Source organism: Rhodovulum imhoffii (genome assembly GCF_003046545.1).
Lineage (GTDB): Bacteria > Pseudomonadota > Alphaproteobacteria > Rhodobacterales > Rhodobacteraceae > Rhodovulum > Rhodovulum imhoffii.
In genome coordinates, this window is the sequence record NZ_QAAA01000003.1 from 161,806 (window position 1) to 176,159 (window position 14,354).

The window sequence follows — 14,354 nt, forward strand, 5'->3', positions numbered from 1 at the left end:
TGGCAAAGCTGCATCATTCTGCCCGCCTGTGCCCGGAGGCCTGCCGGTTTCCTTGCATTTGACCGGTCAAAGAGCGAGATAAATCCCCATACCCAGTTCGATGGGAATTGGGGTGCACCTGAAAAACATGAGGGAAAACCATGAAAAAGGTTCTCTTCGCGACCACCGCACTGGTTGCCACCGCGGGCTACGCCGCCGCCGACATCACCATCTCCGGCTCCGCCGAAATGGGTGTCGTCGGGGGTGAGCGCTACGATTACGTGACCGAGTATCAAGACGATACCCTCGGCACGGTCCGCGAGAAAGTCAGTAACGACGACATTCAGTTCCACAACGATTTCACCATCGCCGTTGACGGCACCGGTGAAACCGATGGCGGCCTGACCTTCGGCTTCCACGTCGAACTGGAAGAATCGAACTCGCCGGCCCGGATCAACGGCGACTCGTCCTACGACAACGAAACCGTGTTCATCTCGGGTGCGTTCGGCACGCTGACCCTGGGTGAAACCGACGGTGCCTACGACAAGCGCCTGAAAGAAGTCGCCCTTGCCGGTGGCTCCATCGCCGACGACGAAACCGAGCATGCCGGCTTCAACGGCAACGCCGGTCTCGACCCGTACGGGGATGAGCAGAACCTGCGTTACGACTACGACTTCGGCAACTTCGGTATTTCGGCCTCGCTGGCGCAAACCGACGATGGCAGAAAAGGCAGCGACGAAATCTGGGGTGTGGGTGTGTCCTATGACGCCAACCTGGCCTCGGGTATGACCATCGGCTTCGGTCTCGGCTACCAGACCACCGACGACGCCGACGTCTACGGTGTGTCGATCTATGGTGACTTCGGCAACGGCTTCGAAGCCGCGCTGAACTACTCCAGCCTCGACATCGACGACACCGGCGACGACGACGATGCCGACCACATCGGCATTGGTGTTGCCTACACCATGGACGCCCTGACCCTGGCGGCCAACTACGGTAAGTACGACTTCAACGGCGACAACGAAGCCGAAGGCTTCGGCCTGATTGCCAACTACGACCTGGGCGGCGGTGCCGTCGTTCAGTTCGGCTACGGCAACAGCGACGTTGACTTCGACGACGCCGACATCGACGTCGACGCCGATTCCTACTCGCTGGGTATCGCGATGAGCTTCTAAGTTCCACGGAACTTTCAAGCGGGAAGAGCGGGCGATTTGCCCGCTCTTTTCTTTTGCGTTATGGCCGGGGAAGACCCGAGGATACGCCCATGCTTCCGCTTAACCCCGCCGCCATCAAACGCCAGTTCAACGACGCCTTGCGCCTGCATAAGGCGGGGCGTTTCGATCAGGCCGAATCCGCTTACACCGCATTGTTGCGTGCCGCCCCTCAACTGACCGAGGCGCATGTGCAACTGGCCCGGATCGCGCAGGCCCGTGGCAATACGGAGGCCGCGCTGGCGCATCTGGCCCGGGCCCGGCAGCAGAAGCCGCGGGAAACCGCCCTTTGGATACAGGAGGCCGACTTGCTGGCCCGGCTCGGCGATCCGGCGCGGGCCCGCGCGTTCTTGCAAGAGGCCAAGGCCGCCCGCCTGCCTGCCAGGCTGACCGTGACGCTTCAGGACCGCCTGTCCGCGCGGGGTCAGACCCGGATCGGGACGGGGGATGCCGATCCGGGAGAGATCGGCGCACTGGTCGCGCGGTTGAAATCGGGCGATGTTGCCGGTGCCGAAAAACGCGCCCGCGCGCTGCGCAAGGCGCACCCCAATGTGGCCCTGCTGGCCAATATACACGGAACCTGCCTGCGGGATCTGGGCAACCCCGAACAGGCCCTTGCCGCTTTTCGCGCCGCGATCGCGCGTGCGCCCGAGTATGCCGAGGCGCATAACAACCTTGGCCGTGTCTTGCTGAACCGGGGTGAGGTGGACGCCGCCCTTGCCAGTTTCCAGACGGCTTTGCGTCACGCGCCCGCGCTGCCGCCGGCGCTTTGCAACCTTGGGCTGGCGCTGGCCCGCAAGGGCCGGGCGCAGGAGGCTATCGCCGCCTTGCGAAAGGCCGTCGCCGCAGCGCCCCGGCTGCGGGAGGCGCATCTGGCGCTGGCCCAACAACTTATGGTCGGTCATGACCCGGAGGCGGCGGAGACAGTCCTGCATGACGCACGGGAGGCCGGCCACGATACGGCCGTTGTTCGGGTGCGGCTGGCGCAGGCCCTTGCGGCGCAGGGCCGGGATGCGGAGGCGGAGGCCGCCTTTGGAGCCGCGCTGGACCTGGACCCGGAATCGGCCTTTGCCCACAGCGCGCGCGGGCTGTTCCTGCAAACCCTCGGTCGTTTCGAGGACGCCGCGCGGGATTTCCGCGCCGCCATTGCGCTGGAGCCGGAAAACGGGGAACATTACCGCGTCTACGCCGCGACGGTGAAGTTCCGGCCCGGCGATCCCCTTATCGCGGAGATGGAGGCGCTCTACGAAAAGCCCGGCCTGAGCGTGGCCAGCCGCATGCATCTGGCCTTTGCCCTTGCCCGCGCGCAGGAGGCCGTCAAGGCCCATGACAAGGTCTTTCCCTACCTCGTGACCGGCAACGCGCTGATGCGCCGCCGCTACCCCTATGACATTGCCGCGCGTCGGGCCGAGGTGAACGGTCTCAAGGCTGCCTTCTCGGGGGCAGATTTGACCCCGAGTCCCGATGCACCGGATTTCGCCCCGATTTTCGTGACCGGGATGCCGCGCTCCGGCACCACGCTGGTGGAGCAGATCCTCGCCAGTCACCCCCGTGTTGGCGGCGCGGGGGAGGTGGGGTATTTCGCCGGGGCGGTGACGGGGGCGATGGCCGCGCCCAAGGGCTTTTTACCGTTTGCGGATGTTCCCGACACGACCCTGCGCGAGATCGCCGGAAATCTGGAAACGCGCCTGCGGGCACTTTCGGAGGCCGGGCGAGTGACGGACAAATCCATCCAGACCTACATGGTCATGGGAGCGGTGCGAAAGATTCTGCCGCGCGCGCATATCGTACTGGTCCGCCGTGATCCGCGGGATACGCTGTTTTCGATCTACAAGAACATGTTCGCCGAAGGGACGCACCGTTATGCCTATGACCTGCGCGATCTGGGGCATTACTACCGCCTGTTCGAAGAGATGGTCGGGTTCTGGCGGGCTGTTCTTCCCGGGGGGTTCCACGAGATACAGTACGAAGACCTGATCGCGGCGCCCGAAGTGGAAACGCGCAAGCTGATTGCCGCCTGCGGCCTGCCGTGGGAAGACGCCTGCCTGTCCTTCCACGAAACCGACCGCCGGGTCAGCACGCTAAGCGTCTACCAGGTGCGCCAGCCGATCTACAAATCCTCGGTCGCGGCGTGGGAGCACTACAAGGATGATCTTGCGCCCCTGTTCGCGGCGCTGAACGAAGACGGAGACCCAGATGGGATTGAGTGACATTCAGGCCCGGATTGCCAGCTCTGCGCGGGGGGTGGGGCGGGCGCCCGAAGACGTGACGCTGATCGCCGTGTCCAAGGTGCAGCCGCCGGAGCGGGTCGAGGCCGTGCTGGAAGAAGGCCACCGCGTGTTCGGGGAAAATCGCGTGCAGGAGGCCACCGGAAAATGGCCGGGTTTTATGGCCCGGTTCACGGGTGTGGATCTGCACCTGATCGGTCCTTTGCAAGGCAACAAGGTGCGGCAGGCGGTGGAGCTGTTCAGCACCATCCATTCCGTCGATCGTCCGAAGCTGGCCCGCCGGCTGGCCGATCTGGCGCAGGAGCGCGGCGCCTGCCCGGATCTGTTCATCCAGGTGAACACCGGTGAGGAACCTCAAAAGGCCGGGATTTTGCCCGGGGATGCCGATACCTTCATCGCGGAGTGCCGGTCGATGGATCTGCCCCTGCGCGGGCTGATGTGCATCCCCCCGGTGGAGGAGGAACCGGCCTTGCATTTCGCCCTGCTGGGCAAGATCGCGGCGCGTAACGGTCTGGCGGGTCTTTCCATGGGGATGAGCGGCGATTTCGAGACCGCCGTCGCGTTGGGCGCAACCCATGTCCGCGTCGGGTCGGCCATTTTCGGGGCGCGGGCTTACGGGTGAGGCACGATCACCCGGCTGCCCGGCACGATTCGCCGGGCGATCCAGCGCAGGTGATCGCGGCGGAAGGCGATGCAGCCTTCGGTGGGATGGCGCGGTTTGCGCCACTGGTGCAGAAAAATCGCGGACCCACGCCCCGGCTTGGCATCGGGCCAGTTCCAATCGGTGATCAGCACGATGTCATACAGCGGATCGGCCCGGCACAACCGTTCGTGACTGAAGGGGTGGGGGGCACGGACAAGGTGGTTGTAGGCCGGGTCCGCACCGTCGTCGGACCACAGGTCGCCCGGCCCGATGGGGCGTGCCCAGGGGGCGGGCGGGGCAAGGCGATCGGGCCGGTACAACATGCCAGCGATGCGGTGCACGCCGTGGGGGGTGGCGCCGTCGCCTTCGCGCTTGGTCTCATGCACGCCGGCGCGTCCGGTGGCGCAGGGAAAGCGCCGCCCGGCAAAGCGCAGGTGAGTCCGGGTCAGGATCAGATCATCGGGTGACATGGGCGCGACTTTGGCCCAGTCTCGCGTCGGAGAAAAGCCCCTGCGGCAGGCTGACTGTCCGTGGGCATGCGGGATGTGCTATGGTGACCTGCACGGAGAGGTTGATCCAAGATCAAGGAGAGGTCCCATGGAAATGGCCAAGATCACGGAATATGCCCGCGCGCTTTATGATGCTCACGGCGATAAGGCCGAGGCCGAAGCCGCCCGCAAAGCCCGGCAGTTCGAGGACAGCGGCGATACGGCCCAAAGTGAGCAATGGCGGGGAATCCAGGCCGCAATCAAGATGATGCGCGCCCCAAGTCAGGGCTGACGCTACAGCAGGTGGCCCGATTTCGCCGCCTTGGTGGCAAGGTACTCCGCGTTTTCGCAGGTTTTCCCGACCCGGAGCGGCACGCGTTCGACCACGCCGATGCCGTGGGCCTGCATCATGCGGATTTTTGCGGGATTGTTCGTAAGAAGCCGCACTGCGGAAAAACCCATCTCGCGCAGAATGCCGGCGCCGATTCGGAAATCGCGCTCATCGTCTTCAAAGCCGAGGCGGTGGTTGGCCTCGACCGTGTCAAAGCCCTGATCCTGAAGAGAATAAGCCCGCATCTTGTTGGCCAGCCCGATGCCGCGCCCCTCTTGATTGAGATAGAGCAGAACGCCGGCGCCCTCGGCCCCCATCTGAGCCAGAGCGGCCTTTAGTTGTGCACCGCAATCGCATTTCAGGCTGCCGATCAGATCGCCGGTGAAACAGGCCGAATGCAACCGTGCCAACACCGGGACCCCGCGTGAGGGCGCCCCGATTTCGACGGCGTAATGCTCTTCGCTGCCATCTTCGGGGCGAAAGACATGCACACGCCCGGCCTTCGAGACTTTCAGGGGCACCCGTGCGGCGGTGACCGGGTGCATCGGGCTGGCTGCGGATAACGCGATCTCCGCCTCCGTCAGCGCAATGCGGGTCAGCCCGTGTCGGGCGGCGAAGGTTTCGGGGGCCGGAACGTCCAGAGCCAGAACGGCGGGCAGCAGACGTGCCGACTTTGCCAGCCGAATCGCCGTGCGGCAGGGGGCCGGGTCGCCGTCGCGCAGGCTGGGGAACGGGCCGAGCAACGGGTTCGTCAGGTCATCGGCGGGGTCGGCCACCGATTGAACCCAGGCGGGTCCGACATCCGGCGGCAGGATCAGGCGCGCGATGTCCCCGTCATAGGGGCGCGCCCTGAGCGTTGCCGCCCGGTGTGCGGTGATCGCCATCACCGGCTGCCCGCCCAGGGCACGAACGGCCTGCATCCGGGCCGGTCCGATGGTCTCTGCGGCCAGCACCAGAAGACCCTGCGCACCGTGGTCCAGCACCACGGGCACCCCCATGCGCAGGTCGGCGCGGGCGCGGGCGATCTGTTCGGTGCTGTTGGGGCCTAGAGACATGCGGGACTCCTTTGCGCGGGGTTTAGCCGCAAATAAGACAGATATGAAACAAAACCCCGCTCCGCCACACGGTTGCGTGAACGGGGTGTTGCATTTCTTGCACCGCCGGTGTCCGGGGTCATCTCTGTTTCAATGAACATGAGGAGGGCCGCATGAGCACGCTGAAGAAGATTTTGCTGGTCGATGACGATGACGACCTGCGCGAGGCATTGAGTGAGCAGCTTGTCATGACCGAGGATTTCGACGTTTTCGAGGCCGGAACCGGCGCGGAGGCGCTGGAGAAGGCGAAAGGGGCGCTGCATGACCTGGTCATTCTCGATGTGGGCCTGCCCGATACCGACGGTCGCGAACTGTGCCGGCTGATGCGCAAGCAGGGTGTCAAGTGCCCGATCCTGATGCTGACCGGGCATGACAGCGATGCCGACACGATCCTGGGGCTGGATTCCGGAGCGAACGATTATATCACCAAGCCGTTCCGCTTTCCTGTCCTGTTGGCCCGCATTCGTGCGCAGCTTCGTCAGCATGAACAATCCGAGGACGCGATATTCCAGCTCGGACCCTATACGTTCAAACCATCGATGAAGATGCTCCTCACCGAAGATGACCGCAAGATCCGCCTGACCGAGAAGGAAACCAATATCCTCAAGTTTCTCTATCGTTCGGCAGAGGGTGTGGTGGCGCGCGACGTGTTGCTGCATGAAGTCTGGGGATATAACGCGGGCGTTACCACCCACACGCTGGAAACCCACATCTACCGGTTGCGCCAAAAGATCGAGCCGGATCCCTCGAATGCGCGCATCCTCGTGACCGAGGCCGGGGGATACCGGCTGGTGGCCTGACCCTTGCGCGGGGGGCGGATTTGCGAAAATACTGCCCCCGACGCGCCGAGGACAGGTTATGCCCAAACAGACTTACACGCTGATATCGACCATGAAGAACGAGGGCCCGTTCATCCTGGAATGGATCGCGCATTACAAGGCGCTCGGTTTCGACTATCTGGTGGTGCAAACGAATGACTGCGAGGACACGACCGTTGACATCCTCAAGGCGCTGGAGCGGCGCGGATTGGCAATACACCGGGGAACGCGGGTGTGGTCTTCGACCTCGATCCATCGCGCGGCGCTGAAACAGGCACAGCGGAATCCGGAAGTACAGCAGGCGGACTGGATTTTCGTCTGCGATGCGGATGAATACCTGAACGTTCATGTGGGCGACGGATCGGTGCAGGCGCTGGTGGCGGCCGCCGGAGAGGGCGCGGATGTGATTTCGGTGCCGTGGCGCGTTTTCGGCCCCTCGGGCGTGCATCGTTTTGTAGACCGGCCCGTGACCGAGCAATTCACGATGGCCGAGCATCCGCCTGAGGCGCGTCCGGAAGCCGGCAAGTTCATGAAATCCCTGTTCACCGGGCTGCCCCGGTTCAAGCGGGTCGGTTTGCATGCCCCGATCCCGAAGGACGATCAGGCAGAGCAGATTCGCGTGGAACTGCCCGGAGGGGTTCTTTTTGCCGAAGGGGAGAGCCGGGTCGGCGCGGCGCTGTCCTTTGAGGCGGCGCAGGTCAACCATTATGCGCTGCGCTCGGGGGAGTCGTTTCTCGTCAAGCGGGCGCGGGGCCGTGCCAACCACATGACCCACACGCTGGGCATGGATTACTGGGCGCGCTTTGACCTCAACCATGAGCATGACGACAGCATCCGCCGCTATGACCCCCTGGCCCGCGTCTGGCTGGACGAATTGATGGGAGATCCGGAACTGCGCGACCTGCATGAGAAATCCGTGGCGTGGTACCACGACAAGATCAAAGCCCTGCGCGCGGACCCGGAACTGGCCGAGTTCGTGGCCGCCGTGGATTCCCAGTTTTCCGAGACCGCCTGATGCCTTTCACCCTTGCTACCTGGAACATAAATTCCGTTCGCCTGCGCGCGGCGCTGGTCTGCAAGCTGTTGCAGGAAGAAGCGCCCGACATCCTGTGTTTGCAGGAATGCAAGAGTCCGGTCGACAAAATCCCCGTGGAGACGTTTCGTGCGCTGGGCTACGGCCATATCGTGGCGCGGGGGCAAAAGGGGTACAACGGCGTCGCGATCCTCTCGAAGCTGCCCCTCGAGGATGCCGGAGAGATGAACTTCGCCGGTCTGGGCCACGCCCGCCACGTTGCGGCGCGCCTGGAGAACGGCGTGGTCATCCACAATTTCTACGTTCCCGCGGGGGGCGATGTTCCCGACCGTGCGGTGAATGAGAAATTCGGTCAGAAGCTCGACTACCTTACCGACATGCGGGACTGGTTCCTCCGGGAGCCCCCGCGCCGCGCGATTCTTGTTGGCGATCTCAATATCGCCCCGCGTGAGGACGACGTGTGGTCCCACAAGCAGTTGCTGAAGGTCGTCAGTCATACGCCGCTCGAGGTTGCGCATCTCGAAGCGGCGCAGGCGGCGGGCGGCTGGACCGATGTCACCCGCGCCGATATCCCCCAGGGACGGCTTTATTCATGGTGGTCCTACCGCGCCCGTGACTGGGATGCGGCGGACAAGGGGCGGCGGCTCGATCATGTCTGGGCCTCGTCCGACATTGCGGCAGCGGCACACGGCTCGCGCATTCTGCGCCCCGCGCGGGGGTGGGAGCAGCCCAGCGACCACGCGCCGGTCTTTGCCAGCTTCGATCTGTGAATCCGCCCTTGGGTTTTGCCGCCCGCGGGCACATATAAGGCGCAAATCTAAATACGGAGAACCGACATGCTGGAACTTGGCGGTACCAACCCCGCGCCGCAGGGCGACCTGGTCAAGGATATTTCCGAAGCCACTTTCATGGAGGATGTGATCGAGGCCTCGAAAGAGGTGCCCGTCATCGTCGATTTCTGGGCCCCGTGGTGCGGCCCCTGCAAGACCCTTGGACCGATGCTGGAAAAGGCCGTGCAGGAGGCGGGCGGCAAGGTGCGTATGGTCAAGATCAATGTGGATGAAAACCAGCAGGTGGCGGCGCAACTGCGCATCCAGTCGATTCCCACGGTTTACGCCTTCTTCGACGGGCAGCCGGTGGATGGGTTCCAGGGGGCGCTTTCGGGGTTGGAACTGAAAGCGTTTGTCGACCGTACCGCGGCCCTGGCCGGCGATGGCGGCCTTGGCGAGGCCGTCGAAGCGGCCGAGCAGATGCTGGCCGAGGGCGCCGTGGTGGATGCCGCGCAGACCTTTGCGGCCATCCTGGGCGAAGATCCCGGGCATGCTGCCGCCTATGGTGGCCTGGTGCGGGCCCATCTGGCGCTGAAGGAAACCGGGAAGGCCGAGGCGCTGCTGGAGGCCGCGCCCGCCGTGATTGCCAATGCCCCCGAGGTGGAGGCCGCCCGCGCGCAGCTTCGCCTGGCGCTTCAGGCCGCCGAGGCCGGGCCGGTCGGCGATTTGCGTGCTGCCGTGGCCGCCGATCCCGGCGATCATCAGGCCCGGTTCGATCTTGCCAAGGCGCTCCATGCCGGTGGCGCGATCGAAGAGGCCGTGGACGAATTGCTGGAGCTTTTCCGCCGCGACCGGGAGTGGAACGAAGGTGCCGCCAAGGCGCAGTTGCTGACCATCTTTGATGCGCTCAAACCGCAGGACCCCATTGCCCTGAAGGGGCGGCGGAAATTGTCGTCGATGATATTTGCCTGATGGGTCCGCAGGGCTAGATTGGCTGATATGTTCAACATCGCCGACCTGCCGCACACCATACCCGTTTTCCCGTTGCCCGGGGCGCTTTTGCTGCCCCGGGCGCGCTTGCCTCTGCACATTTTCGAGCCGCGCTACCTTGCGATGCTGGAGGATACGCTGAAAACGCCGCATCGTCTGATCGGCATGGTGCAACCGCGCGGGGGACCGGGTGCGGAGTCCGGGAAGTTCCACAGTATCGGCTGTGCGGGCCGGGTGACGGCCTTCTCGGAAACCGAGGACGGGCGCTACATGATCACCCTCTCGGGGGTGTCCCGCTACCGTATCTCCCGCACGCATTCGGGTTTTGCACCCTACCCGAAGGCGGATGTCCAGTGGGAGGGGTTCGAGCGGGACACTGGCCCCGCCGAAACCGACAGCGGCTTTGACCGGGGGAAGTTCATGGCGCTGCTTTGCCGTTTCTTCGAGGAACGCGGCCTGTCCACCGATTGGGACAGCCTGAAGGAGGCCGAGGACGAGCTTCTGATCAATTCGCTTTCCATGCTCTGTCCGTTCGCGCCGGAGGACAAGCAGGCCTTGCTGGAGGCGCCGTCATTGCAGACGCGGCGGGAAACGCTTATCACGCTGATCGAGTTTGCCCTTCGCGGGGGTAGCAACGAAGAGATGATGCAATGACGAAATCCGACCGCAAAATGCTGGAATCGCTGGTGTGTCCGGTGACCCGTGCACCGCTGACCTATGATGCGGAGCGGCAGGAGCTTGTCTCCAGGGCCGCGCATCTGGCTTACCCGATCCGCAACGGCATACCGGTGATGCTGGTGGACGAGGCGCGCAAGCTCGACTAAAGCGGCCGCCCCTTCATCAGGCGTGGCAGGTCACCTGTCAGGCCGGCAGCCTCGCGGATGAAGCGGCGCCGCAGGCCGGGCAGGACGTTTAACGCCCCCATGCCAAGATCGCGCCCCAGCCGCAGAAGCGGGTTGTCGCTGGAAAACAGCTTGTTGATTGCATCCGTTCCGGCGGCCAGTACGGTCGTGTCGAAGCGTCGCCATTCCTGGTAACGGGACAGCACGTTGAGCATGCCGAAATCTTCCCCCCGGCGGCGGGAATCGACCAGCACTTCTGCCAGTGCCCCGACGTCGCGCAGACCAAGGTTCAGCCCCTGACCGGCAATCGGATGTACCCCGTGGGCGGCATCGCCGACCAGCGCCACGCGCTCGGCCACGTAGGCGTTGGCCAGTGTCAGGTTCAGCGGGTAGCTGAAGCGTTTCCCCTCAAGAGCGATGTCGCCCAGAAAGTCGCCAAAGCGCGGGCGCAAGGCGGAAAGGTAGCCTGCCTCGTCCAGCGCCTGAATGGTGGCGGCGTTCCTGTGGGTTTCGCTCCAGACGATGGAGGACCGGTGGCCCGGCAGCGGCAGGATGGCCAGCGGGCCGGCGGGCATGAAGAACTGGTGCGCGGTGCCGTTGTGAGGCTTTTCGTGTGAGATGGCGCAAACCAGCGCGGTCTGCCCGTAATCCCAGCCCGTGCGACGGATTCCGGCGCGTTCGGCAACGCCGCTGCGCCGTCCGTCGCATCCCACCAGAACCCGCCCCCGAAGGGTCTTGCCCGAGGCGAGTGTAACGGTAAGGCCTGTAGCGTCAGGGGCTTGCCCGGTCACGGTTTCGCCCGACAGCGTGGTGATGCGCGGTTCCGCAGCGATTGCTTCCAGCATCGCCTGCCGCAGGAAGCGGTCCTCCAGCATGTAGCCCATCGGGCCTTCCTCCAGTTCCCCGTTCGGGAATTCGAGGAAGAACGGTGCCGGCCCTTCGCCCGCCCGCCCGTCGGAGGTAACGATATCCAGGATTGGCTGGGCCTGTGCGGCAACCCCCTGCCAGACGCCGACTGCCTTGAGCAACCGCATCGAGGCCAGCGCCAGCGCGTAGGAGCGCCCGTCAAAGGCGTCGCTTTTGCGGGTCGGTTCGGGCAGGGCGTCGATGACGGTGACGGTCAACCCGCCCTGAGCCAGTGCAAGGGCCAGCGCCGGGCCGTTCAGCCCCCCGCCGACGATCAGGATATCTGAATCGGTACGCATGTCCGGCAATATGGCGGGTTGGACGGGATTGTCCATATCCGGGCCAGCGATTACCGTCCTGTGGACCAGAACAGGACGGAGATCGGCATGGCCAGTGACTGGAGAGCGCAAAGCGCGGCGGCGCAGGGGCGGGCGATCGGGGCCGGAGTGCTGGACCCCGTGGATCTGGCCGGGGCGTATCTTGACGCCATCGCGGCCGATCCGGAGGCCGGGCGCATCTACGCCCGGCTGACCGCCCCCCGTGCGCTGGCCGAGGCCGAAGCCGCCCGGAACCGCGCCCGGTCGGATGCGCGGCGGGGGCTTCTTGATGGTGTGCCGGTGTCGTGGAAGGATCTTTTCGATACCGCAGGTGTGGAGACGGAGGCCGGCTCCGCCCTGCTGGAAGGCCGGGTGCCCGGACGCGACGCACAGGTCTTGCAGACCGCGACTGCCGCCGGGCTGGTCTGTCTGGGCAAGACCCATATGACGGAACTGACCTTCTCTGGTCTCGGGGTTAATCCCGTCACCGAAACCCCGCCCAATATCCATGATGCGGGGGCGGCGCCGGGGGGGTCGTCCTCGGGGGCGGCGGCCTCGGTGGCCTTCGGGCTGGCGGCGGCGGGGGTTGGGTCCGATACCGGGGGCTCTGTCCGGCTGCCTGCGGCCTGGAATGGTCTTGTGGGGCTGAAGACGACCGCCGGGCGGCTGTCGTTGCGGGGGGTGGTGCCTTTGGCGGCGCGGTTCGACACGGTCGGACCGTTGTGCCGCACGGTCGAGGATGCGGCGCTGATGCTGGCGGCGCTGGAGGGCGTGCGCGCGGTGGATTTGCGCGGGGCGGGCTTGTCCGGGACGCGGCTGATGGTGTTGGAAAACATTGCTTTCGACGACATCCAGGATAGCGTATGTGCCGGATTCGAGGAGGCGGTGGAGCGCCTTGCCAAGGCAGGGGCGGGGATTGTACGCGGGACGGTGCCGGCGCTCGATACCGCGATGGCGTTGTCGGCTGTCCTGTATACCACCGAAGCGTATGCGACATGGGCCGGCACGATTGAGGCGGCGCCGGACAGGATGTATGGCGAGATTCTGAAACGTTTCCGCGTCGGGGCGCGGTTCAGCGGCGTTGACTATGTGCAGGCCTGGCAGAAGCTGGCAGCCCTGCGGGGGGACTGGCACAGCGCGACCGCCGGGTTCGATGCGGTGTTGCTGCCCACGTGCCCGATCCTGCCCCCGCAGGTGGACCGTCTTCTGTCGGATGGCGAATATTTTGCAAGCCAGAACCTGCTGGCGCTGCGCAACACCCGTATCGGCAACCTGATGGGGGGGAGCGCCCTGACGTTGCCCAGCGGCACGCCCGGTGTCGGGGTCCAGGTTCTGGCCCCCCCGAGGGGGGAGGAACGACTGCTGCGCCTTGGCGCGGCGATGGAGCGGGCACTGACCTGAAAACCACAACGCCGGGCCGGTGTGGGTGTTTTTCTGGACGCTGGCGGCCGGAGCCGGTATCGTATCCCCAAACGGGGCGGTGACCCCGGACTGAGGCAGTAACACAAGCAAGAACGGGGTTCATGACCTTTCCGAAGCGGTTTTCGCACCTGCCCCCTTACGCCTTTCCGCGCTTGCGGAGCCTTCTGGACGCCCACGCGCCCGGAGGGGAGCCCTTGCACATGACGATAGGGGAGCCGCGCCACCCGTTCCCGGGCTGGGTCGGGGATGTGATGGCGCAGCACGCCGGGGATTTTGGAAAATACCCGCCGAATGATGGCACGCCCGAGTTGCGTGTGGCCATTGCAGGGTACTTGCAGCGCCGCTACGGGGTGACGGTCGGGGATGACCGGATCATCCCCCTCAACGGCACGCGGGAGGGGCTTTTCAACACGCTGCTGGCGCTTTGCCCCGAGGAAAAGCGGGGCCAGCGTCCGGTGGTGCTGATCCCGAATCCGTTCTATCAGGTTTACGGCGTGGCCGCCCTCGCGGCAGGGGCAGAGCCGGTTTACGTGCCCGCTACGGCCGGATCGGGGTTTCTGCCCGATTACACGGCGCTTGCGCCGGAGGTGCTGGATCGTGTCGCCGTGGCCTATCTGTGCTCTCCGTCCAACCCGCAGGGGGCGGTGGCCGATAACGGGTACTGGACCAGCCTGATTGAACTGGCCGAGACGCACGACTTCAAGATCTTCGCCGATGAATGCTATTGCGAGATATATCGTGACGCGCCCGCGCCGGGCTTGTTGCAGATCGCGCAGGCGCAGGGTGGCGACCCGGAGCGGGCGGTCGTATTCCATTCGCTGTCCAAGCGGTCCAACCTGCCCGGCCTGCGATCCGGCTTTGTTGCCGGAGGGCGGCAGAGTATCGAACGGGTAAGGCATTTGCGCGCCTATGCCGGGGCGCCGCAACCTCTGCCGGTGCAGCGTGTGGCCGAACATGCCTGGGCCGACGACGCGCATGTGGAAGACAATCGCGCCCTGTACCGCCGCAAATACGCCGTGGCAGACGACGTCTTCGCGGGGTTGCCGGAATATACCCCGCCAGAGGCCGGGTTCTTCCTGTGGCTTCCGGTAGCGGATTCAGAAGCCGCGGCGCTGAGGCTTTGGCGGGAGACCGGGGTGCGGGTGCTTCCCGGCAGGTATTTCAGCCGGGTGGTGAACGGTGAGGATCCCGGCGCCGGATATGTGCGGGTGGCGCTTGTCGCTGCCGAGGATGAAGTGCGGCGCGGGCTCACCCTGATCCGCGATTGCCTGTATCAGTGAGG

15 protein-coding genes are annotated in these 14,354 nt (G+C 65.0%); 12 read left to right on the forward strand and 3 right to left on the reverse strand.

What is annotated here, in order from left to right; all coding sequences use genetic code 11:
- The first annotated feature begins 140 nt into the window (after positions 1–140).
- From C8N32_RS03890 to C8N32_RS03900, 3 genes are all read left to right on the forward strand, one after another.
- Positions 141–1,154 (forward strand): porin, encoded by a 1,014-nt coding sequence (locus tag C8N32_RS03890; RefSeq protein WP_107891156.1) that lies wholly within the window; start codon positions 141–143, stop codon positions 1,152–1,154.
- Positions 1,155–1,243: 89 nt separating this feature from the next.
- Positions 1,244–3,400, forward strand: a complete 2,157-nt coding sequence (locus C8N32_RS03895) for a tetratricopeptide repeat-containing sulfotransferase family protein (protein ID WP_107891157.1) — start codon at positions 1,244–1,246, stop codon at positions 3,398–3,400.
- Positions 3,387–4,040 carry a YggS family pyridoxal phosphate-dependent enzyme gene (locus C8N32_RS03900; RefSeq protein WP_107891158.1) on the forward strand — a complete coding sequence of 218 codons (654 nt, stop codon included), beginning with the start codon at positions 3,387–3,389 and terminating at the stop codon, positions 4,038–4,040. The genes C8N32_RS03895 and C8N32_RS03900 overlap by 14 nt, the downstream gene beginning before the upstream one ends.
- On the opposite strand, the gene C8N32_RS03905 is transcribed toward C8N32_RS03900, so the two are convergent.
- On the reverse strand, positions 4,031–4,531 hold the full coding sequence (locus C8N32_RS03905; RefSeq protein ID WP_107891159.1) for a L,D-transpeptidase family protein: 501 nt from the start codon (positions 4,529–4,531) through the stop codon (positions 4,031–4,033). The two genes, C8N32_RS03900 and C8N32_RS03905, sit on opposite strands and share 10 nt — an antisense overlap.
- Positions 4,532–4,658: 127 nt before the next feature.
- On the opposite strand from C8N32_RS03905, the gene C8N32_RS03910 reads away from it, so the two are divergent.
- Positions 4,659–4,841 carry a hypothetical protein gene (locus tag C8N32_RS03910; protein WP_107891160.1) on the forward strand — a complete coding sequence of 61 codons (183 nt, stop codon included), beginning with the start codon at positions 4,659–4,661 and terminating at the stop codon, positions 4,839–4,841.
- Positions 4,842–4,843: 2 nt separating this feature from the next.
- Here C8N32_RS03910 and ribA read toward each other — a convergent pair whose 3' ends face one another.
- Entirely contained in the window at positions 4,844–5,935 is a 1,092-nt protein-coding gene (ribA, locus tag C8N32_RS03915; protein ID WP_107891161.1) for a GTP cyclohydrolase II, read from the reverse strand.
- A gap of 152 nt (positions 5,936–6,087) precedes the next feature.
- Here ribA and C8N32_RS03920 point away from each other — a divergent pair, with 152 nt between their 5' ends.
- The 6 genes from C8N32_RS03920 (at position 6,088) to C8N32_RS03945 (ending at position 10,409) form a co-directional block, all read left to right on the forward strand.
- Positions 6,088–6,774 carry a response regulator transcription factor gene (locus C8N32_RS03920; RefSeq protein ID WP_107891162.1) on the forward strand — a complete coding sequence of 229 codons (687 nt, stop codon included), beginning with the start codon at positions 6,088–6,090 and terminating at the stop codon, positions 6,772–6,774.
- Between the two features lie 58 nt (positions 6,775–6,832).
- On the forward strand, positions 6,833–7,807 hold the full coding sequence (locus C8N32_RS03925; RefSeq protein ID WP_107891163.1) for a glycosyltransferase family 2 protein: 975 nt from the start codon (positions 6,833–6,835) through the stop codon (positions 7,805–7,807).
- A complete protein-coding gene (locus C8N32_RS03930; protein WP_107891164.1) occupies positions 7,807–8,595 on the forward strand; it encodes an exodeoxyribonuclease III in 789 nt (262 codons plus the stop codon). Before C8N32_RS03925 ends, C8N32_RS03930 begins: the two co-directional genes overlap by 1 nt.
- Before the next feature lie 66 nt (positions 8,596–8,661).
- Positions 8,662–9,567, forward strand: a complete 906-nt coding sequence (gene trxA, locus C8N32_RS03935; RefSeq protein WP_107891165.1) for a thioredoxin — start codon at positions 8,662–8,664, stop codon at positions 9,565–9,567.
- 27 nt (positions 9,568–9,594) lie between these two features.
- Positions 9,595–10,239, forward strand: coding sequence for an LON peptidase substrate-binding domain-containing protein (locus C8N32_RS03940; RefSeq protein ID WP_107891166.1), 645 nt, complete (start codon positions 9,595–9,597; stop codon positions 10,237–10,239).
- Entirely contained in the window at positions 10,236–10,409 is a 174-nt protein-coding gene (locus C8N32_RS03945; protein ID WP_107891167.1) for a Trm112 family protein, read from the forward strand. The genes C8N32_RS03940 and C8N32_RS03945 overlap by 4 nt, the downstream gene beginning before the upstream one ends.
- Here C8N32_RS03945 and C8N32_RS03950 read toward each other — a convergent pair.
- Complete coding sequence (locus C8N32_RS03950) at positions 10,406–11,632, reverse strand: FAD-dependent monooxygenase (RefSeq protein ID WP_107891168.1); 1,227 nt, start codon at positions 11,630–11,632, stop codon at positions 10,406–10,408. The two genes, C8N32_RS03945 and C8N32_RS03950, sit on opposite strands and share 4 nt — an antisense overlap.
- A gap of 87 nt (positions 11,633–11,719) precedes the next feature.
- On the opposite strand from C8N32_RS03950, the gene C8N32_RS03955 reads away from it, so the two are divergent.
- Together C8N32_RS03955 and C8N32_RS03960 are read left to right on the forward strand one after the other, a co-directional pair.
- Positions 11,720–13,051: an amidase gene (locus C8N32_RS03955; RefSeq protein ID WP_107891252.1), complete on the forward strand. Its 1,332-nt coding sequence runs from the start codon at positions 11,720–11,722 to the stop codon at positions 13,049–13,051.
- A gap of 122 nt (positions 13,052–13,173) precedes the next feature.
- Complete coding sequence (locus C8N32_RS03960) at positions 13,174–14,352, forward strand: aminotransferase class I/II-fold pyridoxal phosphate-dependent enzyme (protein WP_107891169.1); 1,179 nt, start codon at positions 13,174–13,176, stop codon at positions 14,350–14,352.
- Positions 14,353–14,354: the final 2 nt, after the last annotated feature.